At 66.5% G+C, this 25,850-nt stretch carries 20 protein-coding genes, 1 pseudogene and 1 riboswitch; of the genes and pseudogenes, 9 read left to right on the forward strand and 12 right to left on the reverse strand.

The annotated features are described in order from the left end of the window. Positions 1-34 precede the first annotated feature (34 nt). The 3 genes from N5E02_RS12880 to N5E02_RS12890 form a co-directional block, all read right to left on the reverse strand. On the reverse strand, positions 35-502 hold the full coding sequence (locus tag N5E02_RS12880; RefSeq protein WP_005418417.1) for a hotdog fold domain-containing protein: 468 nt from the start codon (positions 500-502) through the stop codon (positions 35-37). A gap of 76 nt (positions 503-578) precedes the next feature. Next, a complete protein-coding gene (locus N5E02_RS12885) occupies positions 579-3,056 on the reverse strand; it encodes an acyl-CoA dehydrogenase (RefSeq protein WP_134955632.1) in 2,478 nt (825 codons plus the stop codon). Continuing rightward, positions 3,053-3,970, reverse strand: coding sequence for an alpha/beta hydrolase (locus N5E02_RS12890; protein ID WP_279946337.1), 918 nt, complete (start codon positions 3,968-3,970; stop codon positions 3,053-3,055). The genes N5E02_RS12885 and N5E02_RS12890 overlap by 4 nt, the downstream gene beginning before the upstream one ends. A 153-nt stretch (positions 3,971-4,123) precedes the next feature. Between N5E02_RS12890 and N5E02_RS12895 the strand changes: the two genes are divergently transcribed. Next, on the forward strand, positions 4,124-4,726 hold the full coding sequence (locus N5E02_RS12895; RefSeq protein WP_005418411.1) for a TetR/AcrR family transcriptional regulator: 603 nt from the start codon (positions 4,124-4,126) through the stop codon (positions 4,724-4,726). Positions 4,727-4,867: 141 nt separating this feature from the next. Here N5E02_RS12895 and N5E02_RS12900 read toward each other — a convergent pair whose 3' ends face one another. From N5E02_RS12900 to N5E02_RS12910, 3 genes are all read right to left on the reverse strand, one after another. Further along, complete coding sequence (locus N5E02_RS12900; RefSeq protein ID WP_279946338.1) at positions 4,868-7,744, reverse strand: TonB-dependent receptor; 2,877 nt, start codon at positions 7,742-7,744, stop codon at positions 4,868-4,870. Between the two features lie 372 nt (positions 7,745-8,116). Further along, positions 8,117-8,965: a hypothetical protein gene (locus N5E02_RS12905; RefSeq protein ID WP_005418409.1), complete on the reverse strand. Its 849-nt coding sequence runs from the start codon at positions 8,963-8,965 to the stop codon at positions 8,117-8,119. Between the two features lie 116 nt (positions 8,966-9,081). Continuing rightward, positions 9,082-9,981, reverse strand: a complete 900-nt coding sequence (locus N5E02_RS12910) for an Hsp33 family molecular chaperone HslO (RefSeq protein ID WP_279946340.1) — start codon at positions 9,979-9,981, stop codon at positions 9,082-9,084. Positions 9,982-10,058: 77 nt separating this feature from the next. Here N5E02_RS12910 and mtgA point away from each other — a divergent pair, with 77 nt between their 5' ends. The 4 genes and pseudogenes from mtgA (at position 10,059) to N5E02_RS12930 (ending at position 13,564) form a co-directional block, all read left to right on the forward strand. Then, on the forward strand, positions 10,059-10,808 hold the full coding sequence (gene mtgA, locus N5E02_RS12915) for a monofunctional biosynthetic peptidoglycan transglycosylase (protein ID WP_111178750.1): 750 nt from the start codon (positions 10,059-10,061) through the stop codon (positions 10,806-10,808). A 61-nt stretch (positions 10,809-10,869) separates the two neighbouring features. Beyond that, positions 10,870-11,889, forward strand: a complete 1,020-nt coding sequence (locus tag N5E02_RS12920; protein ID WP_279946341.1) for a glycosyltransferase family 2 protein — start codon at positions 10,870-10,872, stop codon at positions 11,887-11,889. Then, on the forward strand, positions 11,849-12,280 hold the full coding sequence (locus N5E02_RS12925; protein WP_279946343.1) for a CBS domain-containing protein: 432 nt from the start codon (positions 11,849-11,851) through the stop codon (positions 12,278-12,280). The genes N5E02_RS12920 and N5E02_RS12925 overlap by 41 nt, the downstream gene beginning before the upstream one ends. A 370-nt stretch (positions 12,281-12,650) precedes the next feature. Beyond that, positions 12,651-13,564, forward strand: a pseudogene (locus N5E02_RS12930) (IS110 family transposase). Between the two features lie 187 nt (positions 13,565-13,751). Here the strand turns inward: N5E02_RS12930 and N5E02_RS12935 are convergent. The 4 genes from N5E02_RS12935 to N5E02_RS12950 form a co-directional block, all read right to left on the reverse strand. Next, positions 13,752-15,677, reverse strand: coding sequence for an AsmA family protein (locus N5E02_RS12935; protein ID WP_216654924.1), 1,926 nt, complete (start codon positions 15,675-15,677; stop codon positions 13,752-13,754). Between the two features lie 130 nt (positions 15,678-15,807). Continuing rightward, positions 15,808-16,446, reverse strand: coding sequence for a hemolysin III family protein (locus N5E02_RS12940; protein ID WP_005418403.1), 639 nt, complete (start codon positions 16,444-16,446; stop codon positions 15,808-15,810). A gap of 212 nt (positions 16,447-16,658) precedes the next feature. Then, the gene (locus N5E02_RS12945) at positions 16,659-18,263 is read right to left on the reverse strand and encodes a peptide chain release factor 3 (RefSeq protein WP_005418402.1); all 1,605 of its coding nucleotides are present in this window, start codon (positions 18,261-18,263) and stop codon (positions 16,659-16,661) included. Positions 18,264-18,329: 66 nt separating this feature from the next. Beyond that, on the reverse strand, positions 18,330-19,214 hold the full coding sequence (locus N5E02_RS12950) for a M23 family metallopeptidase (RefSeq protein WP_005418401.1): 885 nt from the start codon (positions 19,212-19,214) through the stop codon (positions 18,330-18,332). Positions 19,215-19,361: 147 nt separating this feature from the next. Beyond that, positions 19,362-19,480, forward strand: a riboswitch (SAM riboswitch). 76 nt (positions 19,481-19,556) lie between these two features. Here N5E02_RS12950 and N5E02_RS12955 point away from each other — a divergent pair. The 3 genes from N5E02_RS12955 to N5E02_RS12965 are packed head-to-tail and all read left to right on the forward strand — an operon-like array spanning position 19,557 to position 22,884. Further along, positions 19,557-20,588 carry a homoserine O-succinyltransferase gene (locus tag N5E02_RS12955; RefSeq protein ID WP_065185432.1) on the forward strand — a complete coding sequence of 344 codons (1,032 nt, stop codon included), beginning with the start codon at positions 19,557-19,559 and terminating at the stop codon, positions 20,586-20,588. Continuing rightward, entirely contained in the window at positions 20,585-21,820 is a 1,236-nt protein-coding gene (locus tag N5E02_RS12960; protein WP_005418398.1) for an O-succinylhomoserine (thiol)-lyase, read from the forward strand. Before N5E02_RS12955 ends, N5E02_RS12960 begins: the two co-directional genes overlap by 4 nt. Further along, positions 21,817-22,884, forward strand: a complete 1,068-nt coding sequence (locus tag N5E02_RS12965; protein WP_065178203.1) for a homoserine dehydrogenase — start codon at positions 21,817-21,819, stop codon at positions 22,882-22,884. Before N5E02_RS12960 ends, N5E02_RS12965 begins: the two co-directional genes overlap by 4 nt. Positions 22,885-22,992: 108 nt before the next feature. Here N5E02_RS12965 and N5E02_RS12970 read toward each other — a convergent pair whose 3' ends face one another. Continuing rightward, positions 22,993-23,988: an alpha/beta hydrolase gene (locus N5E02_RS12970; RefSeq protein ID WP_065178204.1), complete on the reverse strand. Its 996-nt coding sequence runs from the start codon at positions 23,986-23,988 to the stop codon at positions 22,993-22,995. Between the two features lie 175 nt (positions 23,989-24,163). Next, positions 24,164-25,546: an L-serine ammonia-lyase gene (locus tag N5E02_RS12975; protein WP_065178205.1), complete on the reverse strand. Its 1,383-nt coding sequence runs from the start codon at positions 25,544-25,546 to the stop codon at positions 24,164-24,166. A gap of 100 nt (positions 25,547-25,646) precedes the next feature. On the opposite strand from N5E02_RS12975, the gene N5E02_RS12980 reads away from it, so the two are divergent. After that, on the forward strand, positions 25,647-25,850 hold a 204-nt coding region (locus N5E02_RS12980; protein ID WP_279946344.1), incomplete at its 3' end, for a glutaredoxin family protein.

The following is a 25,850-nucleotide window of genomic DNA, read 5'->3' on the forward strand; positions in this document are numbered from 1 at the left end:
TCCACCCACGAGGGGCTGCGCCGTTCGCGGGAACTTACTTCGCCGGCGACATCCACATGTCGATCACCGCGCTGAACACCTCCGTGCCCGCACGGTCGCGCACGCTCACCGTCACCGGCAGCGCATAGCCCTCGGCCGCGACGACAATCGGCTGTGCCGGCAACGCCACCGCCTGCAGCGTGCCACGTGCCTTGGCCAGGTACTGCACCTGCATCCCCTTCGGGATCCAGCGCATGCCCTTCGGCAGCGATGCATCGACCATCAACCCGGCGGTCAGTTCGGCCAGGTTGCACATCGCGATCGCGTGCACCGTGCCGATGTGGTTGCGCACCCTGCGGCGATCGGCCAGCGTGCCTTCGCAGCGACCGTGTTCCAGGCGGGTGATGCGTGGCGCGATGCTGGCGAAGTAGGGCGCCTTGAAACACACCGCGCGCGAGAACAGCCAGGTGCCGGCGGGCCAGCGCTGCAGGCGTTGGTAAAGCGAGAGCAGGGGCGTGGACATGAGGGGTATTCCGGTCGGCGGATAACGCGACGGCGGGCCGAGGCCCGCCGTCGAAGGCAACGCGTGTCGCGGGCGATCAGGCCGCCTGCGAATGCGGATCCTTGTGCTGGCGGTCGTAGTAGCTGGCCGCGCGCAGTTCGTGGGTGTCGAAGTCGTCCACGGTGATGGTGTCCAGGGTGAGCGTGCGCAGCTCTTCCAGCAGGCTGCGCTCGTCCTGGGTGATCACGCCCTCGGCCACGGCTTCGTCCAGCTGCGCCTTGAAGTCCAGCGCCTCGATGCCCTTGCTCTTCAGCGCCTTGAGGAACTTGCGCTCCACCGGCTCGGCCATGATCGCCTTGCTCAGGTAACTGTTGATGCGACCACCCGGGTTGTTCTCGCACGGGGTCAGGAACACGCCATTGGCGAGACGGTCGCGGGCTTCATTCGGCGCCATCAGCAGGGCGGCGACGCGGCGGCTCAGGCGATCACCCGGAGCCTCGGCACGACGGCCCAACGGGAAGATGAGCGCCCACATCAGCCAGCCGATCGGACGGATCGGGAAGTTGCGCAGCGCGGCCGACAGCGACTCTTCGATCTTGTGCACGCTGTCATGGAAGGCCCAGGCCAGCAGCGGCTGGTCGGCCTGCGGTGCACCTTCGTCGTGGTAGCGCTTGAGCATGGCGCTGGTCATGTAGACATGGCTCAGCACGTCGCCCAGGCGGCCGGACAGCGATTCCTTGAACTTCAGCTTGCCGCCCAGGGTCATCATCGAGATGTCGGCCATCAGCGCCAGGTTGGCCGAGTAACGGTCCAGCTTGCGGAAGTAGCGGCGGGTGTAGGCGTCGCCCGGGGCGGCGCCGAAGCGCGCGCCGGTCAGGCCGAACCAGAACGAACGCACGGCATTGGAGATGCCGAAGCGGATGTGGCCGAACAGGCTGCGGTCGAACTCCTGCAGGCCGGCACGGGTATCCGGATCCTGCGCGGCCTTCATTTCCTTCAGCACCCACGGGTGGCAGAGGATCGCACCCTGGCCGAAGATCAGCAGGCTGCGGGTCATGATGTTGGCGCCTTCCACGGTGATCGCGATCGGCGCGGCCTGCCAGCTGCGGCCGGCGAAGTTGCGCGGCCCCAGGATGATGCCCTTGCCGCCGATCACGTCCATCATGTCCGAGATCACTTCACGGCTCATGGTGGTGCAGTGGTACTTGGCGATGGCCGACGGCACCGACGGCACATCGCCACGGTCAACCGCAGCGGCGGTGGCCTGCGACAGCGCACTGATCTTGTACGCCTTGCCGCCGATGCGGGCCAGCGCTTCTTCCACGCCCTCGAAGCGGCCGACCGACAGGCCGAACTGCTTGCGGATGCGCGCATAGGCGCCGGTCACGGCGGCACCGGCCTTGGCACCGCCGCTGGCGGTGGACGGCAGGGTGATCGAGCGGCCCACCGCCAGGCACTCGTTGAGCATGTTCCAGCCCTTGCCGGCCATGGTTGCACCGCCGATCAGCTGGGTCAGCGGAATGAACACGTCCTTGCCGCGGATCGGACCGTTCTGGAACGTCGAGTTCAGCGGGAAGTGGCGACGGCCGATTTCGACGCCGGCGGTATCACGCGGCAGCAGGCCCAGGGTGATGCCGATGTCGCGGGTATCGCCGATCAGGCCATCCGGGTCGTACATGCGGAAGGCCAGGCCGATCAGCGAAGCGACCGGGGCCAGGGTGATGTAGCGCTTGTCGAAGGTCAGCTTGACGCCGAGCACCTGCTCGCCGTTCCACTCGCCCTTGCAGACGATGCCGTAGTCCGGGATCGAAGTGGCGTCGGAGCCGGCGAACGGACCGGTCAGGCCGAAGCAGGGCACTTCGCGGCCATCGGCCAGGCGCGGCAGGTACTGGTCCTTCTGTTCCTGGGTGCCGTAATGCACCAGCAGTTCACCCGGGCCCAGCGAGTTGGGCACGCCGACGGTGGAGCTGACCACCGAGGACACCGAGGCCAGCTTCTGGATCACCTTGTGGTGGGCCAGCGCGGAGAAGCCCAGGCCGCCGTACTCCTTCGGGATGATCATGCCGAAGAACTTGTTCTTCTTGATGAAGGCCCACAGCTCCGGCGGCAGGTCGGCGTGGACGTGGGTGATTTCCCAGTCGTTGACCATCGTGCACAGCTCTTCCACCGGGCCATCGAGGAAGGCCTGTTCTTCAGCGGTCAGCTGCGGCTTGGGGTAGTTGAGCAGGATGTTCCAGTCCGGATCACCGGTGAACAGTTCGCCCTCGAAACCAACCGAACCGGTTTCCAGCGCGATGCGCTCGGTCTGCGACAGCGGCGGCAGCACCTTGCGGAACACCTTCATCATCGGGCCGGTCAGCAGCGGCTTGCGGATGAACGGCAGCAGCAGCGGCACGGCGATCACCGCCAGCACCGCCGCAGCGACGATGGTGGCGGTCTGGTTGACGTAGGGAATGAACCAGCAGGCGGCCAGCAGGGCCACGCTGATCAGCGTCCAGGTAACCAGCCGCATGCGGTGGTAGGCGACGAAGGCGCCTGCCAGCAGCAAGGCGAGGAAGGGAAGAACGATGCTCATGAGCGTGCTCCGGTGACGTGCTCGTTTGTGGCGGACGAAGCCGCAGCGTCCGCTGCGGGCAACACGTCCAGATAGTCCAACACAGTAGCGGTAAAGGCGTCGTTGTCATCGCCGGCGACCATGTGGGTCGCTTGCGGCAGCTGTACATGGCGCGCATGCGGCGCCAGCGCCAGGAATTCGGCCACGGTCTGCGGCGTGACCAGGTCGCTGCGGCCGCCGCTGACCAGCAGCAGCGGGCACTTCACCTGGCGTGCGGCCTCGGCCAGTGCGTCCTGGTGCTGTTCGCTGTCGCGGGCCAGCTCGGCCACCAGGCGTGGGTCCCAATGCCAGCGCCAGCGCCCGTGGCCGTCCTCGCGCAGCAGCGCACGCAGCGACTGCTCGGATTTGCGCGGCCGGTGCGGCATGTAGGCCGAGATCACGTCGGCGGCCTGGGTCAGCGAGGCGAAGCCGTCGGGATGGGCGGTCATGAAGGCGAGGATGCGCTCGACACCCGCGGTATCCCAGCGCGGGGTGATGTCGACCAGCACCATGGCCGAGAACAGGCCCGGCCAGCGCGATTCGGCCAGCAGGCCGAACAGGCCACCCATCGAAGCGGCAACCAGTACCGGCGGGCGCAGCTGTTCGCCGGCCAGCACGATCAGGTCGTCGGCGAACTGTTCACCGTGATAGGGCAGATCGGTGCCATTCCAGTCGGAATCGCCATGGCCGCGGGCGTCGTAGGCCAGCGTCTGCAGGCCGGCCGCGTTCAGTGCGCGGGCAGTGGCGTTCCAGGCATGGCGGGTCTGGCCGAAGCCATGGGCGAACAGGACCCGGCCGCGCCGGCCATGCTCGCTGGCGGTCGCCGCCAGGCGGGCGCCATGGGCGGCGTCCAGGCGCAGGTCATGGAACGCAGCGGGAGTTGGGGACATAACCATACTTGCTAGTATGGAGAGCTTCGAGGGGAAGTCAATACTGCACGGTATGGTGCGTTGCAGAATGCGCGTGGAGGGACCCTTCCGAGGGGCCTGCGACGGTTTCGACCGCAACCGCGTACTGCAACGAACCCCGGCGTATGGTTAAATCAGCCCATGAATCAACCTGACGCTTCCGCCGGCGAACCGCGCGCCGGCCGCAACAGCCGCCTGAGTGCCGAAGACTGGGCCCAGGCGGCCCTCGATCTGATTGCTGAACAAGGGGTCGGCGCCGTCGCGGTAGAGCCGCTGGCACGGCGGCTCGGCGTTACCAAGGGCAGTTTCTACTGGCATTTCCCTTCGCGCGATGCATTGCTGCAGGCGGCGCTGGAACGCTGGGAACTGTTCGAACAGGAACAGGTGTTCGGCAGCCTGGAAGACGTACCGGATCCGCGTGTGCGCCTGCGCCAGCTGTTCCAGATGGTGGCGCATGAAGTGCAGCCGCACATCATCTACAGCGAGCTGCTGAAGGCATTGGATCATCCGATGGTGCGGCCGGTGATCGACCGGGTCTCGCAGCGTCGCCTCGACTATCTGGTCGCCTCGTTCCGCCAGGCCGGCCTCAGCTCGACCGATGCGCGTCATCGCGCACGCCTTGCGTACGCCGCTTATGTCGGCTTCCTGCAGTTGTCGCTGCAGCTGCAGCAGCCCAAGCAGGCGCGCGAGGATTTCGAAGCGTACGTCGAGCATCTGATCGAGACGCTGATTCCGAACGGATGAGTGCCCGGAAATGATCTCGAAGGAAGGCCGCAGCGATGCTGCGGCCTTTTTTGTTGTGCGCTGGCCAGCGCCCGTCCATGGCGCACAAAGAACAACGGCCCCTTTCGGGGCCGTTGCTGCATCAGCTGATCAGGTTCCCGATCAGAACTTCTGCTTGTACTGCATGTACATGAAGCGACCGATGTCGTAGCCACCGTAGTAGGAGAACTGCGAGTTCGGTGCCGAGTACATCTGCGGGCCGTAGTGGTCGAACACGTTGCGCGCACCGACGGCGATGGTCGCATTCCACGGTGCGTTCCAGGAGACCTGGACGTCGTGGAACATGGTCGAGCCACGCTTGTTCATCGGCTGGTCACGCACCGGATCCGGCGAACCGAAGTCCGGCAGGCTGCACTCGTCGCTGTAGTAGCAACGCTCCTTGACGCTGGAGAAGTAGCGGGTGCCCCAGGTCACGCCCCAGTCGCCACGCTCCCAGCCCAGCACCAGGTTCGAACGCAGGCGGAAGTTGCTGCCGAAGCCGTTGAGGATCGACACGGGCACCTGCTGCGCGTTGGTGGTCTTCAGTACGTTCTTGGTGACGTAGCTGTTCTGCAGGTTGGCGCTGAAGGTACCCCAGCTGTCGGTCTCGAAGCGGTACGCCACGTCGAAGTCGAAGCCTTCGGTTTCCTGGTAACCGGCATTACGCGGTGCGTAGGTCAGGTTGATCACGTTGTGACGGTTCGGATCACGGGTGAACGAGTTGCAGCGCTCGGCGATGCCAAGCACGTAGCAGTCGTTCAGCTGGTCATCCGGGCTGTCGGTGACGATGGTGTTGGTGATCTTGATGTTCCACCAGTCCAGGCTCATGTTCAGGCCCTGGGCGAAGGTCGGGCTCCACACCAGGCCAACGGTCTTGGACTTGGACTTTTCCGGAGTCAGGTTCGGGTTGGAGACGGCGTTGAACGGATCCGGCGTCTGCTCATCCGGACCGCTGGCCGGCACATAACCCTGGCGCAGCTGGCGGAAGGTGCTGGCGGTCGGACCGATGGCCGCGGCACAACGGGCGGCGACGCCCGGCTGATCAGTTGAGCCGAACGAGGTGTCGCACGGATCGGTGAAGTACGCGAAGGTCTGCGAGCTGCCACCGTACAGATTGTCGATGGTCGGCGCACGGAAGCCTTCGGCGTAGGTCGCACGTACCAGCAGCTGGTCGATCGGCTTCCACTTCAGGCCGAACTTGTTGTTGGTGGTGTCGCCGAAGGTGCTGTACTTCGAGTAACGGGTGGCGGCGTTGAAGCTCAGTTCCTTGGCACCCGGCAGGTCGGCCAGGATCGGAACATTCAACTCCAGATAGACTTCGTTGACGTCGTAACCACCACCGGTCGGGCCGGCGGCCAGATCGGTCGAGTAGCCGGTCTGCGACAGCGCGTCCGGATTGTACGAACCCTTGTCTTCGCGGTACTCGTAACCCAGCGCGAAGCCCAGGTCGCCGGCGGGCAGGGTGAACAGGCTGCCGGCGATGTTCGCGTAGTAGGTCTTGGTGGTGACTTCACCGGTGTTCTTGGTGGTCGGGAACAGGAACTGCTGCAGATCCGGGTTGCCGGTCAGGCCACCGTCACCGGTACGGCCGTACGGAATGGCCGGGTTCCACGGCAGGCAGCCGCCGGCGCCCGGGCCATAGATCGGATTGGAACCGTCAACCAGGCCAGCGGCCGTACCGCACTCGACGCGGCCGGTGGCCGGGTTGAAGAACGACGGACCGGTGGCGGCATTGACCGCCAGCACGTTGTAGTTGCCGGTCTGGCTCTGCTGGTTCTCCGAGTTCTGGTAGATGTAGCCGGCTTCCCAGTCGAAGTACTTGTCATTGAACTGGAAGCTGCCCTGCAGGGCGCCGGTGAAGCGGAAGGTGGTCAGCTTGTTGGTCGACAGGCGCGGCACTTCCCAGCCACGGCGCATGAAGCCCATATCCTTGCCGAAGGGGTTGTAGTAGCTGTCGGCATCCCACTTGGCACCCAGGCGCTCATACGACGCGGACTGCAACGGATAGCCTGCGACCTGGGCCTGCGACTCACGACGGGTATACAGCAGGTCGGAGACGAAGCGGATGTTGTCGGTCAGGTCGTACTGGACGTTGGCGAACACCGAGCGACGCTTGGTCGGCGTCAGCAGGTGCATCTGCGTGTTGGAGTTGCTGGTATCACCGGTGATGCCGGCGAAGTCCTGGTCGTGGTACTGGTTGACGTCGCGATAGTCGCCACCGCGGTTCAGCACCAGCCAGTCATCGGTATCCGGATCGATGATGGTGCCCCACTGGCTGACCGGGCTCCAGTTCTGGGCCGGGTGGAAGGTGGTGCGCGGGTAACGGCTGAACCAGCGGTCCTTGGCCCACACTTCCTTTTCTTCGGCGTACTCGGCGCCGATGGTGATCGAGCCACGGTCACCGGTGAAGCCGGCCACGAAGTCGTAGCTGGTCTTCTGGCCGTCGCCTTCGCCGTACTGGCCGACGTAGGCGTTGGCTTCCAGGCCCTGGAAGTTCTTGCGGGTGATGATGTTGATCACGCCGGCGATCGCGTCGGAGCCGTAGATCGACGAGGCGCCGTCCTTCAGCACGTCGATGCGCTCGACGATGGCCGACGGAATCTGCGACACGTCCTGCAGGCCGCTGACGCTGGCGCCGAGGCGCTTGCCGTCGACCAGCACCAGGGTGCGCTCGGCACCGAGGTTGCGCAGGTCGATGTAGAAGCCACCGACGGCTTCGCCGGAGGACAGCGGCTCGGAACGGCTGATGGCCGGGCTGCCGGCGGCAGAGATGTTCTGCAGGACGTCGGCAACCGTCTTGAAGCCGCTCTTCTCGATCGAAGCGCGGCTGATGCTCAGGACGGGCTGGGCGGTTTCGGTATCGACCTGACGGATGCGCGAACCGGTGACCTCGATACGGTCGAGGTTGGTGGCTTCCTGGGCGTGGGCCGTCGCGGTGGTGGCACCGGCGACAAGCGCGATCACAACTGCGTCACGCAGCTGGCTGGACTTGAGTTTCATTGGCTCTCTCTCTCCAAGAAATCTTGGCTGGGGTTAATGCCCGGCGGGGGAGCGAAAAAGCGCTCCCAAATCGCGAGGCTGACCCGATAGTAACGGGCGTTCGCCAAGAATTAAAGCTGTGTTAATGAAGTCTGTGATTTTGGTAAAAACGCGCTTTTCCCAGTCCAATCAACGGGTTGCTGGCATGGTCGTGCTGATCTGCCTCGTTTGTTAACGCAGAATGATGAAAAAAGTTTCGACTGATATGTATCCCAATATGTCGATACGCTCTGCGGTCGATACCGCTCATGCAAGTGCGAGCCAGGCACGCAGATGCAAAAAAGGCGCCTTTCGGCGCCTTCGGGAATATCGTTGCTGAACCTGATAGGGGGATCAGAGATCCTGTTCGTAACGCACGTACGGCACGGTGCCGTCGTCGTTGCTTTCGTTGCGCGGGGAGAATGGATTCTTGCCGCGGCTGATCACGTTCTCGGCGCCGACGGTCAGCTGGCCGGACCACGGGGTACGCCAGGTCAGGCCGATGCCCAGGCCTTCCCACTTGCCGGGCTTGCCCGGCACGTCGACCACGCGGCCGATGATGCTGCCGGTGAAGTTGCCGTAACCGGCACCGATGCTCAGGCTCTTGCTGTCCCAGCGATCGACGATGGCCGGCGAAGCGTCGGCCAGCGGTACCAGGCGTGCCTTGGCGTAGGTACCGGCGATGGAGACGAAGCCTTCGCGGCCGATGTTCTTCTGCGCGAACACGGTCAGATCGTTCTGCTCGGCGCGCAGCGAGGGCGTCTTGTTCGGGCCCGCCAACCAGGCGGGCAGGGTTTCACGGCCGGTGCCGGCGGTGATGCCCAGGCGGCTGTTGCCGCGGTTCAGCGCGGCGGTACCACTGAAACGACGGCTGTTCAGATCATCCTCGTCGCCCAGGCTGGCCAGCATGCAATGGCTGGCCAGGCCGCTGATGCTGGTGCCGCTGCTGCTGTTGCAGAGCAGGCCCAGCGAATCGCCGGAGGACAGGCCAAAGGCCGCGTCCAGCGAATTGCGGCCGAAATGCCAGCGGGCGCCGGCTGCCTGTTCGCCGGTCGGCTCCAGGTACAGCAGCGCCTCGACCTTGCCGCTGCCCTTGTTCCATACCGGCAGCACGGTGCGGGTGTCCTTGCTCTGCGCATGCACGCCCGTGATCGCGCCAAGGGCGATCAGCAGGGCCAGCGGTAGACGCAGGAAGGTACGCATCGGACCAGTTCAGACAGGGACGGACAACGGAAGTTCCCGTGGGGACGGGAACTCGATCCTAGGGTGTTTATGAATTCTTAACAAGCCTTGATCCTCCCCAGGTACAAGACTGCCGTTTACTGAAGTCGTTCAGGCGCCGCTACAGCCCCCTGGGCGCCGTGGAACAGTATGCCGAACTCCGTCAATGGAAAGTGATACTCACGCCCGCAGAATTCGCAACGCACCTCGACGGCGCCGGTGGCCTCGGCGGCCGCGCGGGCCTCCTCTTCCCCCAGCGACTGCAGCATGCCGGCCACCCGCTCGCGCGAGCAGGAGCAGGAGCAGGCAAAGGACAGCGGCTTGCCGCCCAGCAGTTCCGGCCGCTCCTCGTGGAACAGGCGGTGCAGCAGCTGCTCGGCCGGGGTCGCCAGCAGTTCGGCCTTGCCCAGGGTTTCGAACAGGGCGCTGGCGCGGGCCCAGCCATCCTCGTCGCCTTCGTCGCCCGGCAGCTTCTGCAGCAGCAGGCCGGCGGCACCGTTGCGGTCGGCGGCCAGCAGCAGGCGGGTCGGCAGCTGCTCCGACTGGCGGAAGTAGTCCTCGAAGGCCTCGTCCAGTTCCGGCGCAGTCAGCGCGACCAGGCTCTGGTAGCGCTGCGGCTCGCGCGGGTCCAGGCCGGGGTTCTCGATGGTGATGGCGAGGATTGCGTCATCGCCGAGGCGGGACAGGTCACGCGGTGCGTCGCCACCCTCGCTGAGCTGGGCGATACCGCGCAGGGTGCCGGCGGCGGTGCATTCGGCGAACAGGGTGCGCAGCGCGGTGCTGCTGCGCAACTGCACCGACAGGCGCCCGTCGATCTTGGTGTGGCCGGTGAACAGCGCCGAGGCGACGCAGGCCTCGCCAAGCAGTTCGGCAGCGGCGTCCGGGTAAGCGGCATGGGACAGGATTTCCTGCCAGGTGGCCTGCAGGTGCACATGCACGCCACGCACGCCGGCGTCGGGGAGCAGGAAACGGATCAGGGAATCGGGATTGGCGGTCATCGGCTCACATCGCGCGTAAACGGGGGCGGTTGCCGGATAATGCGCCGACAACCAGACAGAAGAAGGATGCACCAGTAATGGGGGCAGCGGGAGAGCAGCACAAGGTAGAGGCGGTGGTGGCCGCGCCGCGCCGGCGACGCTGGCGCTGGAAGCGGCTGCTGTGGCTGCCGGTGCTGCTGGCCGCCTTCAGCTGCCTGCAGGTGCTGGTGTTGCGGTTCATCGACCCGCCGGTGTCCATGGTGATGCTGTGGCGCTATGGCGAGGCGCTGAGCGAGGCCGACTGGTCCTATCGGCTGCATTACCAGTGGCGCGACCTCGACCAGATGGCGCCGAGCCTGCCGATCTCGCTGGTGGCGGCCGAAGACCAGCGCTTCCCCGACCACAACGGCTTCGACCTGCAGGCCATCGAAAAGGCGCGCGACCACAACGCCAGGGGCGGGCGCCTGCGCGGCGCAAGCACGATCAGCCAGCAGGTGGCCAAGAACCTGTTCCTGTGGCAGGGCCGCAGCTGGATCCGCAAGGGCCTGGAAGTCTGGTACACGGTGCTGATCGAGGCGCTGTGGCCAAAGGAGCGGATCCTGGAGATGTACGCCAACATTGCCGAATTCGGTGATGGTGTGTATGGCGCGCAAGCGGCAGCGCAGAAATTCTGGGGCAAGGATGCTGCTCGGCTGAGCCCGGCCGAGAGCGCGCGCCTGGCCGCAGTGTTGCCGGCACCGCGTCGCTACAACGCGGCAAAGCCTGGGCCGTATGTGCAGCGGCGGGCCGCGTGGATCCAACGCCAGGCGCGGCAGCTGGGTGGTGCGTCCTATCTGTCGGAGGACTGAGCCCGGCGCTGCAATTGGCGAACGACGGGCCGGGCGCGTGCCGGCAACGTACAATCCGGGCATGACCCGCGAACGGCTTACCTTCGTCATCGCCGCCTACAACGAGGCCCTGGCACTGCCGCTGCTGCATCCACGGCTGTGCGCGGTGCTCGACGGCATGCCCGACATCGACGGTCACATCCTCTATGTGGACGACGGCAGCCATGACCGCACCTGGGAAGTGATCGCCGGGCTGGCCCAGGCCGATGCACGCGTATCGGCGCTGAAGCTGTCGCGCAACTTCGGCAAGGAAGCGGCGCTGACCGCCGGCCTGGATCTGGTGCACGAGGGTGCGGCGATGATCCTCGATGCCGACGGCCAGGACCCGCCGGAGCTGGTGCCGGAGTTCGTCGCGCGCTGGCGCGAAGGTCATGACAACGTCTACGGCACGCGCATGGCCCGCGATGGCGAGGCCTGGATCAAGCGCGCCACGGCAGCGATGTTCTATCGGGTGATAGGCCGCCTCTCGCGGACACCGATTCCGGCCGATACCGGGGACTTCCGCCTGCTGTCACCGCGCGCGCTGAACGCCCTGCGCGGGATGCGCGAGCGCCACCGTTTCATGAAGGGGCTTTTCAGCTGGGTGGGATTCAAGCGGATCGCCGTGCCCTACCACCGCCACGCGCGCGTGGCCGGCACCAGCAAGTTCAGCCTGTGGCGGCTGTGGAATTTCGCCCTCGAAGGCATTACCGGGTTCTCGACCGTGCCGTTGCGGGCGGCGACCTACCTCGGGCTGGCAACCGCGGCCGTCGCTTTCCTGTTCGGCCTGTGGGTGATCGTGAAGGCGGCGCTGTATGGCGACCGGGTGGCGGGTTGGCCGACGATGATGGCGGTGATCCTGTTCCTGGGCGGCGTGCAGCTGATCGCGCTTGGCCTGATCGGCGAGTACCTGGGGCGGCTGTACGAGGAGTCCAAGCAGCGGCCGTTGTACCTGGTTGACGCCTGGCTAGCATCGTCCGTGGCAGACTCGGTCCCGCAACCCACCCTGGGAGGGCAGGCAGATGACCACGGTACAGCAACTGTTGGACGGCAAGTCTCCTGAAGTACATGCGGTCGCGCCGGATGCGGCGGTGATCGATGCGATCCGGTTGATGGCGGAAAAGGGCATCGGTGCGGTGCTGGTGATGGACGGCCCGCGGCTGGTGGGAATCCTGTCCGAGCGTGATTACGCGCGCAAGATCGTGTTGCGTGATCGCTCTTCGCGCGATACGGCGGTGGCAGAGATCATGACGTCGCAGGTGGTGACGGTGTCGCCGGGCGAGCAGGTGGAGCATTGCCTGCAGTTGGTGACCGATTATCGCATCCGCCATCTGCCGGTCGTGGAGGGCGCGCAGGTGCTGGGTGTGATCTCCATCGGCGACCTGGTGAAGTCGGTGATCGATGCGCAGCGGCGGGAGCTGGATCAACTGCAGCAGTACATCGTCGCCGGGTGAGGGTGTCGCTGGCGGGCCTGCGGCCCGCCGGCCCGCTTTTCGAAGCTGAAAGCCACAGCCAAAGCCAAAGCAGCGCCTTCCTGACACGTTGGGAGACGGAGGGTGCGGCTGGGCAGGACACGCCATAGACCCATCCATGGGGGCTCGATGGAAATCTGTCAGCGTAGGTGTCGAGAGCCGGCGTGGGCCGCCGTACGAGCCTGGATCTCGACGATCCGTAGCCAGGATCGCGACGATCGCCCTGTAGCTTGGCGCCCACGCCGGAATCTCCCTTGATCCGCCCGAACAGTTGCTGGAGCGACCACTCGAAGCGATAAGACTGGGCAAGCGGGGGAGCTCTCGACCCTACCAGACTATACGGAGTCAGGTGATGAACGGGATCGGGATTGATGTCAGCAAGCGTCAGCTGGATATCGGTACGACGGACGGACAAACTCTGCAGGTCAGCAACAACCGGTCCGGGTTTTCTGAACTGGATGTTTGGCTGAAGAAGCGTCCGACCAGCCAGATCGTGCTTGAAGCCACAGGTGGCTATGAGCAGCCGGTGCTGGATTTCCTGCACAAGGCCGGTCATCCGGTGGCCCGTGCCAATGCCTTGCGCGCCCGGAAACTGGCTCAGGGGTTGGGTCAGATTGCCAAAACCGACCGTTTGGATGCCCATGCGTTGGCGCGATGGCCTCCCTGGTGAAGCTGCCTCCCTATCAGCCGCTGCAGTCTTGGCAGCAGAAGATGCGGGAGTTCGTTCGGACACGTCGGCAGGCGATGGACGCCCTGACCATCGCGCGGCAGCAGCAGGAAATGGTGCTTGATCGTGAACTGCGCCGACTACTGCAAGGCAACATCACCCGCCTCCAAACGATGGTTGAGCGTCTGGGCAAGCAGATCGCCGAGCAGGTTGGTCAGCAGCCTCAACTGAAGACGCTGAAGTCGATGAAGGGCGTAGGGCCTGCGCTGCAGGCAGTTCTAGCCAGCTATCTGCCAGAGCTTGGCAGGATCACTGGCAAGCGCATCGCCAGCTTGGTCGGGGTAGCCCCGATGTCCCAAGACAGCGGCACGATGAGAGGAAAACGAAGCATCCATGGTGGAAGAGCCGAAATCCGGCAAGTGCTCTACATGGCGGCAATGTCGGCCATGCGGCATGAACCTCGGTTGCGCGATTTTTACCAGTCGCTACGAGCCCGTGGCAAGGAAGGCAAGGTGGCCATCGTGGCAGTGATGCGGAAGATGCTGGTGATTCTCAACGCCCGCGTGCGCGACGCTCAAGGCGGATCGATCCCCGCCTGAAGCCAGCCTGCGCGTGTCCCAAAAGGCTGCCGGCCAGCGGCCGGCACTACCGTGCCCGTCTCATGGAGGGGCCAGGCCCCTCCGTCAACACAGTTGCTACAGGGACGTACTTGCGGCGTGTCCTGCCTGCGTCACCCGTCCCCCTCAAGCCACCATCAATGCAGGCGCCGCGAACAACGCTGTAACCCTACTTCGCATACTGCCCGCCGCAGTCGGCGTCCTTGCCCGGCCCCAGCTCGATCGTCGCCAGCAAGGCCGCCGGCGGGGCGATGCTGCCCAGCGCCAGGGCCACCGCACCGCGGATGCCCAGCGCCTTGAAGTCCGGGCGGAACGACGGGTCCTTGAACGTGCCGGCAATGTGCAGCGGCGAGCGCAGTACCAGGATGCTCTTGTCCTTCGGGCGCGGCTTCAACAGCAGGTCCAGGGTTTCGTCGCGCAGGCTGACGGTGCCTTCGCCGATGAGGATCGTGTCGGTGGTGTCCACCGCCAGCGCCTGGCTGGTCATCAGGCCGTCGCGCACACCGAAGTCGGCGAAGGCGCAGCGCAGGGGAATCTGCTTGTCGCCGGTCACCAGGAATTTCAGCGATTCGGTGATATCCAGGCCGGCCAGCTCCATCACCAGGTTGCCGACATGGCCACGGCCCATCGCCAGGCCGACCTTGCCGCTGCTGCTGCCGAGCATCGCGGCGATCGAATTGCCGCGGCCACTCAGGTCCACCTCACCGCCGATGCCGCCCTTGGCCTGTTCGGCCAGCTTGGCATCGGGGAACAGCTGGCCCAGCTGAACGCCGCGCACGCTCGCCTTCAGCGCAGTGCTGATCTGCGGCTGGCGTGCGTCCATGCGGATGGTGCTGCGGATATCGCCGCCGGCGACGCCGAAGTTCAGTGGTGCCAGCCGCAGCACCCCGTCATCCAGCAGCAGATGGGCATCCATGTCGTCCAATGGCAATGACGGTGCGTTGATGCGGTGGGCCTTCCAGCGCACATCGGCATCCATCGCACGCAGCTTGCCGAGGTTGTAGGGCGTGTCCGGAAGCACGCGCGCACGCGCGGCCACCCGTGCGGCCTCGGCCTTCTGCTCCGCATTGGCGGTTTCGCCGCCGCCGGTCTTCGGCGGCGCGCCGACGAAGCCGGCCAGGTCATCGAAGTCCAGGCGCTTGGATTCCAGCGTCGCGGTCAGCCGCGGACGGTCGCGGCCCACCTCGAACTGAAGACTGCCACCGAGGTCGCTGTCGCCCACCTTGCCGGTGAAACCGTCGTAACTCCAGACGTCGTGGTCGCGTTTCAGGCGACCGTTCAGCGCGTAGGGCGGGGACGGCGGAATGGCGATGCCGAGCAATGGGTAGAGATCGGCCAGGTCCTGGCCACTGAGTGCGAACTGCAGGTCGAACACGCGCAGCTGGAACGGATTGGTCAGCGTGCCGCTGGCCACCGCGTGGGTGGCGCCGGCGCGTCCGTCGAGGTGGATGCGGAACGGGTGGTCGCTGTTGGTCAGTTCCAGCGGTGATTCGGTTCCGCCCTGCAGGGTGAACGGGTTTCCCTGCCAGTGGCCCTTGCCCTGCACCAGCAGCGGCGGCGAGGCATCGGCCTGCTTCGGCTGGCCGCTGCGCACGCCCACGCGGATATCAGTACGGCCCGGTGCGTCGAGGAACTGCAGCCGGCCGTCGTCGATGCGCAGGCGCTTGAGCTGCGGGCTGGTGCCGCCAGCGCTGTCACCGAGGAAGTCCCAGTTGCCCGGTTCGCCCTTGCGAGGGGCGGTTTCCAGCAGCACGTCCGGTCGGGTCAGGCGCACTTCCGGCAGCTGCACGCTGCCGCGCAGCAGGGGCCACACGCGCACATCGATCTCGACGCGGTCGGCCGTGGCCATGTTCGGCTGCCTGGCCCAACCGGCATTGGCGAAGGTGATCGCATCGGCACGGATGGTGCTGGTCCGGCCGAGGTCGACATCCAGATGGCCGATGTGCAGTGCGCGGCCGGTACGGGCCTGCACGGCGTGCTCAACCGGGCCCTTGAACCAGTTCCAGTCCCACAATGCGATCAGTACCAGGATCGCCGCGAGCAGGAAGATCAGCAGCGTCAGCCAGCGCCGGCCTCGCGGGCCGGGGCGGCGCAGGCGCCAGCGGTTCGTGCGCTTTGTGGCAGGGGAGGCGGCGGCATTCACGCTGCCATGGTTGCCCCCTCATCGTGGACGGGGCGCGAAGCGTCCATGTGCGCGGCGTGCACGCGCCACGCACGGGCCGGTGCTACAGCACCTGCATGGTGACCGCGACGAAGTGGCAGACGCTGCCACCGATGACGAACAAGTGCCAGATCGCATGCGAATAGGGAATCGATTCGCGGTGGTAGAAATAGGTGCCCAGCGTGTAGGACAGGCCGCCGGCCAGCAGCCAGCCCAGCGTCCAGCCGTCGATCGAGGCCAGCATCGGCTTGACCGCCACGATCACCAGCCAGCCCATGGCCACGTAGATGGCAGTGGACAGGCGCTTGAAGCGACCGGTGTAGAACAGCTTGAACACCACGCCGGCCAGGGCCAGGGTCCAGATCGCGGCGAACAGGCCCCAGCCCCACGGGCCGCGCAGGCCGATCAGGGTGAATGGGGTATAGGTGCCGGCGATCAGTACGTAGATCGCACAGTGGTCGAACACTTTGAGCCGGCCCTTGGCGACCGGGTGCTGGATGGCGTGGTACAGGGTGGACGCGGTGTACAGCAGCAGCAGCGCGATGCCGAACACGATGGCGCCGGCCAGCTGCCAGCCATCGCTGTAGATTGCGGCCAGGGTGATCAGCACCGCGCCGGCGCCCAGGGCGAGCACGGCACCGAGGCCATGGGTCAGGGCGCTGGCGATTTCTTCGCGGATCGAAGCAACGGAAGTCGTGGACATGGCGTAGGCATCGTTCGCGGGGAGGGGGACCCGCACCCCCCTATCATCGCCGCGATGGGCGGCACGTGCACGCCCGTCACCGTATGGTGGGTGAATCCCTGGGTTGCGCCGTTGGTCCCGTGATCCGTCAATCGCCGCCATGCGTGGATGAACCGCCCGCGACGGCTGGGGCCGGAGTCCTTTTCTGTGGAAAGGGCTCCGACCCCGTGGCATCAGCCTGCCGAAACGGTGTGCGCCGCTTCGCGTGTGGCCGAGAAACGCACATCCGGCGAGCGTTCCTGGGCCAGCTGCAGGTTGACCCGGGTCGGAGCGAGGTAGACCAGGTGGCCGGCCGCATCCAGCGCCAGGTTGAGCGCGTTCTTCTCGCGGAACTCTTCCAGCTTCTTCTCGTTGCTGCAGTGGACCCAGCGCGCAGTGGTCACGCTGACCGGCTCGAAGGTGGCTTCCACACCGTACTCGTCCTTCAGGCGGTAGGCGGCCACGTCGAACTGCAGCACGCCGACGGCACCCAGGATCAGGTCGTTGCTGGTCAGCGGGCGGAAGAACTGGGTCGCGCCTTCCTCGGACAGCTGGGCCAGGCCCTTCTGCAGCTGCTTGAGCTTGAGCGGATCACGCAGGCGTGCGCGGCGGAACAGTTCCGGGGCGAAGTTGGGAATGCCGGTGAAGGTCACCGCTTCGCCTTCGGTGAAGGTATCGCCGATGGAGATGGTGCCGTGGTTGTGGATGCCGATCACATCGCCGGGCCACGCTTCGGCTGCGATCTCGCGGTCGCTGGCCATGAAGGTCAGCGCGTTGGCCAGCTTCATTTCCTTGCCGGTGCGCACGTGGAAGGTCTTCATGCCGGCGCTGAAACGGCCCGAACAGACCCGCATGAATGCCACGCGGTCACGGTGCTGCGGGTCCATGTTGGCCTGGATCTTGAACACGAAGCCGGTCAGCTTGTTCTCTTCCGGTGCGATTTCGCGGCCGGTGGTGGTTCGCGCCTGCGGCGACGGCGCATGCTCGACGAAAAAGTCCAGCAGCGGCTGCACGCCGAAGTTGTTCACGCCCGAGCCGAAGAACACCGGGGTCTGCTTGCCGGCGCGGTAAGCGTCCAGATCGAACGGATGGCTGGCGCCCTGCACCAGTTCCAGTTCGTCGCGCAGGTCGGCCAGCATCTGTGCACCGATCTTCTCGGCCAGGCCGGGCGCATCGATGGACGGGAAGATGGTCGAGTCCTGGCGGGTGAAGTTGCGACCCGGTTCGTACAGGTGCACTTCGCCGGTCAGCAGGTGAACCACGCCCTTCAGGCGCTGGCCCATGCCGATCGGCCAGGTGACCGGCGCGCACTGGATGCCGAGCACGGTCTCCACTTCATCCAACAGCTCGATCGGGTCCTTGCCCTCGCGGTCGAGCTTGTTGATGAAGGTCATGATCGGGGTGTCGCGCAGGCGGCACACCTCCATCAGCTTGATGGTGCGCTCTTCCACGCCCTTGGCTACGTCGATCACCATCAGCGCCGAGTCCACTGCGGTCAGCACGCGGTAGGTGTCCTCGCCGAAGTCGGCGTGGCCAGGGGTGTCGAGCAGGTTGACGATCTTGCCTTCGTACGGGAACTGCATCACCGAGGAGGTGACGGAGATGCCGCGTTCCTTTTCCAGCGCCATCCAGTCGGAGGTGGCGTGGCGGGCGGCCTTGCGGCCCTTGACCGAACCGGCCATCTGGATCGCGCCTCCGAACAGCAGCAGCTTTTCGGTCAGCGTGGTCTTGCCGGCGTCAGGGTGGGAAATGATGGCGAAGGTGCGGCGACGCGACGCTTCGGTGGCGACTTCGGACATGGCAGTGGCGCCCGCCCGGGGCGCTTTTCAAAGAGATAAGCGCCCGATTATACCGGCCGGGGCCGGTCAGCGCCCGATACCGCCGTCGGCCTCGCCGTGGCGGGCGAACTGCAGCTGGCCCTGCCCGGCGAAGATGCGCACCGGCACCGAGCGCAGGCCCATGCCGCGGTTGACCTGCACCACGAAGTGCAGGTGCGGCGCAGTGCTGTAGCCGCTGTTGCCGGACAGGCCGATCGGTTGCCCGGCTCCCACCGCCTGGCCGCGGCGCACGCGCATGCCGCCGGCCTGGAGGTGGCCGTACAGGGCCATGCTGCCGTCGCTGTGCAGCACGCGGACGAAATTGGCACGGGCACCATCGCGCTCGCGGTCCTGGCCGTTGCCACGGAAGCCATCCTGGATCTGCATCACCGTGCCCTCGCGCGCGGCCAGCACCAGGGTGCCCTCCGGCAGTGCGAAGTCGACCGCGTCGCGGTTCTCCTCGTCGTCATGGCTGAATCGCCCCTGCGGCGCCTGGTCCACACGCAGGCGGGCCGCATCGAACGGCAGGCGATAGCCGACATCTTCGGCCTGTGCGGCAGGGTTGCCCGGCACCGACTGCAGGCGCAGATCCAGCATGCGGCCATCGATCGGGGCGGGCAGGTGGCCGACCACCAGGCTGCTGTCGCCCTGGATCAGCGACTCGACCGGGAGGCCTTCGACCGGGTGTCCGGGGGCGGCGCGCAGCTGGATCTGCAGCGGCCCTGCCAACCCGTTGTCGATCCGCGCCTGCCATTGCGTACCGACCGGCTGCAGGCGCAACCGGGCCATGGGGGCGGCGCCCTCGGCACTGCCTGCGCGGGTGGCAGGCGCGGAAGGGGGAGCCAGTCCCCAGCCCTGGCGCCAGTCGCCGGCGTGTGCGGTCGCGCTCGCCAGCAGAGGCAACAGCAGGCAGGACAGGGGCAGGCGCGGCATCGGCGTTTCCAGCGAGAGGACCGCCGGGACTGTACCCGATCCTGAACGGGGCGACCGGGACGGCCCTCGCAGACTGATTCTGGAAATATCTATCGCTTTATCCGCATGAAGGGATTGACAGTGCCGGAAAGGGCTGGCATCGTGGCTCCACCATCGAGACCGGCAGAGGGACAGGCCCTTTGAAGCCGGGGCAGCCCGCAGGCGCGCAAGCGTCTGCGTAGGTGCCAAATCCTGCGGGGACCGTGGCGTCCACCGAAAGATGGTTCGAACCATGCACCCCACGTGCATCTCGAACGCGGGCCCGCGAAGGCTCGATGGCCGATTCCCCAACCGGATCCCGCCATGAGCTTCGCTGCCAGTACCGCCATTCGCCCCGAGCCCTTCGTCCCCGTCAGCGTGCCGGTCGCAGACCGCGTGCACGCCGAGCGCGGTGAGTTCGCCGCGGTGCTGTCGATGCGCCATGCAGGCCCCAGCCCGGTGCGCCTGCGCTATGAGTGGGTGGGCCCGGCCAACGCGCCGGTGGTGGTGCTGGCCGGTGGCATTTCCGCCCATCGCCACGTGGCGTCCAACGCACAGTTCAGCGAGAAGGGCTGGGCCGAAGCGCTTGTGGGTGCCGGCCGCGCGCTCGACCCGCAGCAGCTGCGCGTGCTGGCCTTCGATTTCATCGGTGCCGACGGTGCACTGGATGTGCCGATCGATACTGCCGACCAGGCCGATGCGCTGGCGCTGCTGCTGGACCATCTCGGCATCCGCACGCTGAAGGCCTTCGTCGGCTATTCGTATGGCGCGCTGGTCGGCCAGCAGTTCGCGATCCGTCACCGCGCCCGCGTGCGCCAACTGGTGCTGGCCAGCGGCGCGCACCGCCCGCATCCCTATGCCGCCGCGTGGCGCGCGCTGCAGCGCCGCGCGGTTGCGCTGGGCCAGCTGCAGTGCGGCGAAGACCACGGCCTGGCCCTGGCCCGGCAGTTCGCCATGCTCAGCTACCGCACCCCGGAAGAATTCGGCGAGCGCTTCGACGCTGCCCCGGAGGTCATCAATGGCCGCGTGCGCGTGGCCGCCGAAGACTACCTCGACGCCGCCGGCGCGCAGTACGTCGCGCGCACGCCGGTGACCGCCTACCTGCGCCTGTCCGAATCGATCGACCTGCACCGTGTCGACCCCGCCGCGATCCTGCCGCCGACCGTGGTGGTGGCCGTGGAGGGCGACCGCCTGGTGCCGCTGGCCGACCTGGTCGGCCTGGTCGAAGGGCTGGGCCCGCGCGGCAGCCTGCGCGTGCTGCGTTCGCCCTATGGCCACGACGCCTTCCTCAAAGAAACCGATCGCATCGACGCGATCCTCGCCACCGCCTTCCGCACCTCTGGAGAGTCCGCATGAGCCTGCACGCCAACGAGCCGTCCTGTAGTCGCACCACTGCCGCCGTCCGTGCGGGCATCGATCGGGACACCGCGCATGGCGCGGTCACGCCGCCGATCGTGCTGTCGTCGAACTTCAGCTTCGAAGGCTTCGGCAACAAGCGCCAGTACGACTACACGCGCAGTGGCAACCCGACCCGCGACCTGCTGGGTGAGGCGCTGGCGGAACTGGAAGGCGGCGTCGGTGGTGTGGTCACCGCCACCGGCATGGGCGCGATCAACCTGGTGCTGAACGCACTGCTGCAGCCGGGCGATACCCTGGTGGTGCCGCACGATGCGTACGGTGGCAGCTGGCGCCTGTTCAATGCGCTGGCCCGGAAGGGCCACTTTGAACTGGTCACCGCCGACCTGACCGATCCGCGCGCACTGGCACAGGCGTTGGCCACCCAGCCGAAGCTGGTGCTGGTGGAAACGCCGTCCAACCCGCTGCTGCGCATCACCGACCTGCGCTTCGTCATCGATGCCGCGCACAAGGCCGGCGCACTCGTGGTGGTCGACAACACGTTCCTGTCACCAGCGCTGCAGCAACCGCTGTCGTTCGGTGCGGACCTGGTGCTGCATTCCACCACGAAGTACATCAACGGCCACAGCGATGTGGTGGGCGGGGCAGTGGTCGCGCGTGATCCGGCAGTGCACGAGCAGCTGGTGTGGTGGGGCAACGCGCTGGGCCTGACGGGTTCACCGTTCGATGCCTTCCTGACCCTGCGTGGCCTGCGCACGCTGGATGCGCGCCTGCGCGTGCACCAGGAAAATACCGCCTCGATCGTTGCCCTGCTGGACCAGCATCCGGCCGTCGGCAGGGTGTACTACCCGGGCCTGGCCGAACATCCCGGCCATGCCATCGCGGCGCGCCAGCAGAGCGGTTTCGGCGCGATGCTGTCGTTCGAGCTTGCGCACTGCGCCGGTGAAGATCCGCACGCGGCAGTGCGCGCATTCGTGGATGGCCTGCGCTGCTTCACCCTGGCCGAATCGCTGGGCGGCGTCGAAAGCCTGATCGCGCATCCGGCGACCATGACCCATGCGGCGATGACCGCCGAAGCACGCGCAGCGGCCGGTATCAGCGAAGGGCTGCTGCGTCTGTCGGTCGGCATCGAGGCCGAGCGCGACCTGCTGGCCGATCTCGGTGCCGCGCTGCAGCGCGCCGAAGTCGTGATCGATGCGGCCGCACGCCGCAAACAGGTGGTGGATGCATGAGCGCACTCGCTGCTGAAATTCCGGCGCTGGGCGCGGGACGCCTGGCGCTGCTCGGTACTGGCACAGTCGGCTCGGCCTTCGTGCAGCGCTACCAGACGCTGCGGGCTCGCGGGCTGGAACTGCCGAGCGTGCAATGGCTGGCCAACTCGCGCACTGCGCTGGAGATCGATCGTGACCTGGCGTTGCCGCTGGAACTGGCGCGACGTGCGCCACGCGATGGCCAGAGTTCGCCGGCGTGGGCCAGCACCGAAGGGCTGGAGCGTGGCGATGTGGTGGTCGATGCCACCGCCAGCGAAGACGTGGCCGCACGTCACGTGCAGTGGCTGGCGCGCGGCGTGCATGTGGTGACAGCCAACAAGCTGGGCCGTGGTGCGCAGCTGTCACGCGCGCAGGCCATTGCAGACAGCTGTGCCGACAGTGGTGCGCGCTATGGTGACAGCGCCACCGTCGGTGCCGGGCTGCCGCTGCTGAGCAGCCTGCGCGCACTGGTGGCCGGTGGTGATCACATCCATGCCATCGAGGGCGTGCTGTCCGGTTCGCTGGCGTGGCTGTTCCATCGCTATGACGGCAAGTCGCCGTTCTCGGCGGCGGTGCGCGAGGCGCTGGCGGCCGGCTACACCGAGCCGGATCCGCGACTTGACCTGTCCGGCGAGGACGTGCGCCGCAAGCTGCTGATCCTGGCCCGCAGCAGCGGGCTGGCGCTGGATGCTTCGCAGGTGCAGGTGGACTCACTGGTACCTGAAACGCTGGCCGCGTTGCCGCTGGAGGTCGCAGTGGCTGCGCTGGAGCAGCTGGATGCGCCGCTGCAGGCGCGTTGGCAGCGGGCACGCGAAAACGGCCGCGTGTTGCGTTTCGTCGGCCGTGTTGACGGTGGGGGTGCGCAGGTGGGCCTGCGCGAGCTGCCGGCCGATCACCCGTTGGCGCAGGGTGCGGGGACCGACAATCGCGTCGCCATCCACAGTGATCGCTACCGTCGCCAGCCGCTGTTGATCCAGGGCCCGGGTGCGGGCGCGGAAGTCACCGCCGCCGCGTTGCTGGATGACGTGCTGCGCATCGTCGGCTGATCGCACAGTTCTTGTAGAGCCGAGCCCATGCTCGGCTGCTCCTGGCGAGATCCCCTCCTGCTGGATAAGCCGAGCATGGGCTCGGCTCTACACGAGCACGCTAGCTGATCAGCGGGATTTCAACGCCTTCAACAAGGCGCTGTTGAACTGCTTCGGGTCCTGCACCTGCGGCGAATGGCCCAGTTCGGCGAACTCGACCAGCGTCGCGCCGGGAATCGCTGCGGCCGCCGCCTTGCCGAGCGCTGGATAGTTGCCCAGCGTCGCCTTCACCGAAGCCGGCGCCAGGTCGCGGCCGATCGCGGTGCGGTCCTTCTGGCCGATGAACAGCGTGGTCGGCACCTGCAGGTTCTTCAGTTCGTAGACCACCGGCTGGTTGAACACCATGTCCGAGGCCAGCGCCTGGCTCCATGCGACGGCCTGCTTGCCGGGCCCTTCGTACATGCCTGACTGCATCCGCGCCCAGGGTTCGTAGGCCGGCTTCCATTTGCCATCGTAGTACACATCCAGCTGGTAGCGGCGGATGCTGTCGTAGCTGATGTTCATTTCACCGGCATACCACGCGTCGACGCCGCGCCAGGGCACGCCCAGCGCCTTCCAGTCTTCCAGTCCGATCGGGTTGACCAGCGACAGGCTGCGCAGGTCCTGCGGGTACATCAGCGCGTAGCGCACGGCCAGCATGCCGCCCATCGAATGCCCGACCAGGTGCACCGGCACGTCGCCCAGTTGCAGCTGCTGCAGCAGGGCATGGGTATTGGCTGCCAGCTGTGCGAACGTGTACTGATAGCGCTCGGGCTTGCTGGATTTGCAGAAGCCGACCTGGTCCGGAGCGATCACCCGATAGCCGGCGGCAACCAGTGGCTTGATCGATTCCTTCCAGGTGGCGGCGCAGAAGTTCTTGCCGTGCAGCAGCACCACCACACCGATGGGCGCCTTCTTCGGCGCGATGTCCAGGTAGGCCATTTCCAGCGGCTGCCGCTGCGATTCCAGTGCGAAGGTCTTGACCGGATAGCCGTAGTCGAAGCCCTCAAGCCGCGGCCCGTAGGTGGGGGCGGCCAGGGCGGTCAGCGGAAGGCAGGCAAGCAGGGCGGCAGCGATCACGCGCATGGGGCAATCCGGGGTGGGGGAGCCCCGAGCCTAACCGGAACGCGGTGACGGTGTCGTCCGACCGGCCAGGGACAACGGGGTAGAGTCGACTGTCAGTCGACTGCTCTTCGATCAGACCGCGAAAATCCCGCGCTGCACGCGATAGTCGACCAGCGGTCGACTCTACCCAGGGTCATCAGCACTCGATGACGTTCACCGCCAGGCCACCGCGGCTGGTTTCCTTGTACTTGTCCTGCATGTCGCGGCCGGTATCGCGCATGGTCTTGATCACCTTGTCCAGCGACACCTTGTGCTTGCCGTCGCCACGCATCGCCATGCGCGAGGCATTGATCGCCTTCACCGCGCCCATCGCGTTGCGTTCGATGCAGGGAATCTGCACCAGGCCACCGATCGGGTCGCAGGTCAGGCCCAGGTTGTGTTCCATGCCGATTTCCGCGGCGTTCTCGATCTGGCTGGGGTTGCCGCCCAGTGCCGCGACCAGGCCACCGGCCGCCATCGAGCAGGCCACGCCAACCTCGCCCTGGCAGCCCACTTCGGCGCCGGAAATCGAGGCGTTTTCCTTGTAGAGGATGCCGATCGCCGCCGAGGTCAGCAGGAAGTCGAACACGCGCTGTTCGTTCGCGCCCGGGCAGAAGCGATCGAAGTAGTGCAGCACCGCCGGCAGCACACCGGCCGCACCGTTGGTCGGCGCAGTCACTACGCGGCCACCGGCAGCGTTCTCCTCGTTCACTGCCAGTGCGTACAGGTTGACCCAGTCCAGCGTGGTCAGCGGGTCGCGCATCGCCGCTTCCGGCTTCGACGACAGTTCGCGGTACAACGCCGGCGCACGACGGCCCACCTTCAGGCCACCCGGCAGCACGCCTTCCTCGCGGATGCCGCGCGCCACGCACGACTGCATCGCACTCCAGATCTCGCGCAGCCGCGCGCGGATCTCGTCTTCGCTGCGCCAGCACTTCTCGTTCTCGAACATCAGCTGGGCAATGCTCAGGCCGCTGCGCGCGGTCTGCGCCAGCAGCTCGTCGCCGCTCTTGAACGGGTAGGGCAGCGGGGTCTCGTCGGGCACGATGCGATCATCGGCCGCGTCGTCCTGGTTGACCACGAAGCCGCCGCCGACCGAATAATAGTCGCGGGTGGCGATCACTTCGTCGTCGGCGTTGTAGGCAGTGAAGCGCATGCCGTTGGTGTGGTAGGGCAGCTTCTGGCGCTTGTTCATGCCGAGGTCGCGCTTCTCGTCGAAGGCGATCTCGTGCTGGCCCATCAGCTGGATGCGCTTGCTGCTGCGGATGCGCTCCAGCGTGGCCGGAATGATGTCCGGATCGATCAGGTTCGGCCGCTGGCCTTCCAGGCCCAGCAGGATCGCCTTGTCGGTGCCGTGGCCGCGGCCGGTCAGTGCCAGCGAGCCATAGACATCGGCGCGGATGCGCGCGACCTCGTGCAGGCGGCCCGGGTCGAGCAGCCAGCGATGGATGAATCGCTCGGCGGCCTTCATCGGCCCGACGGTGTGCGAGGAACTCGGGCCAATGCCGATCTTGAAAACGTCGAACGTGCTGACAGCCATGGTTGCCGTACTGCGGGTACCGGAAGAGATCGCTATTCTAGCGGTTCACGCCGCACTTCTATGGCTGCGGCGCAGCATTTCCGCCACGGGAGCCCGGCCGGTGTTGACCCTTATCCAACGTGACGATTGCCACCTGTGCGACATGGCCCTGGCCGAGCTGGCCAGGGCACGGGCGCCGGAGTTCGAATCGGTGTTCCTGGACGACCAGCCGGCGCTGGAAGCGCGCTATGGCACGCGGGTGCCGGTGCTGCGTGACGAGCGCGGCGACCGCGAGCTGGACTGGCCGTTCGACGCGGCCACGGTT

This window comes from Stenotrophomonas sp. GD03777 (assembly GCF_029842485.1).
GTDB lineage: Bacteria > Pseudomonadota > Gammaproteobacteria > Xanthomonadales > Xanthomonadaceae > Stenotrophomonas > Stenotrophomonas sepilia.

Coding starts and splice junctions, on each gene's coding strand:
- N5E02_RS12880 (WP_005418417.1), bottom strand. CDS start 502: ATGTCCACGCCCCTGCTCTCGCTTTACCAACGCCTGCAGCGCTGGCCC.
- N5E02_RS12885 (WP_134955632.1), bottom strand. CDS start 3,056: ATGAGCATCGTTCTTCCCTTCCTCGCCTTGCTGCTGGCAGGCGCCTTC.
- N5E02_RS12890 (WP_279946337.1), bottom strand. CDS start 3,970: ATGGTTATGTCCCCAACTCCCGCTGCGTTCCATGACCTGCGCCTGGAC.
- N5E02_RS12895 (WP_005418411.1), top strand. CDS start 4,124: ATGAATCAACCTGACGCTTCCGCCGGCGAACCGCGCGCCGGCCGCAAC.
- N5E02_RS12900 (WP_279946338.1), bottom strand. CDS start 7,744: ATGAAACTCAAGTCCAGCCAGCTGCGTGACGCAGTTGTGATCGCGCTT.
- N5E02_RS12905 (WP_005418409.1), bottom strand. CDS start 8,965: ATGCGTACCTTCCTGCGTCTACCGCTGGCCCTGCTGATCGCCCTTGGC.
- N5E02_RS12910 (WP_279946340.1), bottom strand. CDS start 9,981: ATGACCGCCAATCCCGATTCCCTGATCCGTTTCCTGCTCCCCGACGCC.
- mtgA (WP_111178750.1), top strand. CDS start 10,059: ATGGGGGCAGCGGGAGAGCAGCACAAGGTAGAGGCGGTGGTGGCCGCG.
- N5E02_RS12920 (WP_279946341.1), top strand. CDS start 10,870: ATGACCCGCGAACGGCTTACCTTCGTCATCGCCGCCTACAACGAGGCC.
- N5E02_RS12925 (WP_279946343.1), top strand. CDS start 11,849: ATGACCACGGTACAGCAACTGTTGGACGGCAAGTCTCCTGAAGTACAT.
- N5E02_RS12940 (WP_005418403.1), bottom strand. CDS start 16,446: ATGTCCACGACTTCCGTTGCTTCGATCCGCGAAGAAATCGCCAGCGCC.
- N5E02_RS12945 (WP_005418402.1), bottom strand. CDS start 18,263: ATGTCCGAAGTCGCCACCGAAGCGTCGCGTCGCCGCACCTTCGCCATC.
- N5E02_RS12950 (WP_005418401.1), bottom strand. CDS start 19,214: ATGCCGCGCCTGCCCCTGTCCTGCCTGCTGTTGCCTCTGCTGGCGAGC.
- N5E02_RS12955 (WP_065185432.1), top strand. CDS start 19,557: ATGAGCTTCGCTGCCAGTACCGCCATTCGCCCCGAGCCCTTCGTCCCC.
- N5E02_RS12960 (WP_005418398.1), top strand. CDS start 20,585: ATGAGCCTGCACGCCAACGAGCCGTCCTGTAGTCGCACCACTGCCGCC.
- N5E02_RS12965 (WP_065178203.1), top strand. CDS start 21,817: ATGAGCGCACTCGCTGCTGAAATTCCGGCGCTGGGCGCGGGACGCCTG.
- N5E02_RS12970 (WP_065178204.1), bottom strand. CDS start 23,988: ATGCGCGTGATCGCTGCCGCCCTGCTTGCCTGCCTTCCGCTGACCGCC.
- N5E02_RS12975 (WP_065178205.1), bottom strand. CDS start 25,546: ATGGCTGTCAGCACGTTCGACGTTTTCAAGATCGGCATTGGCCCGAGT.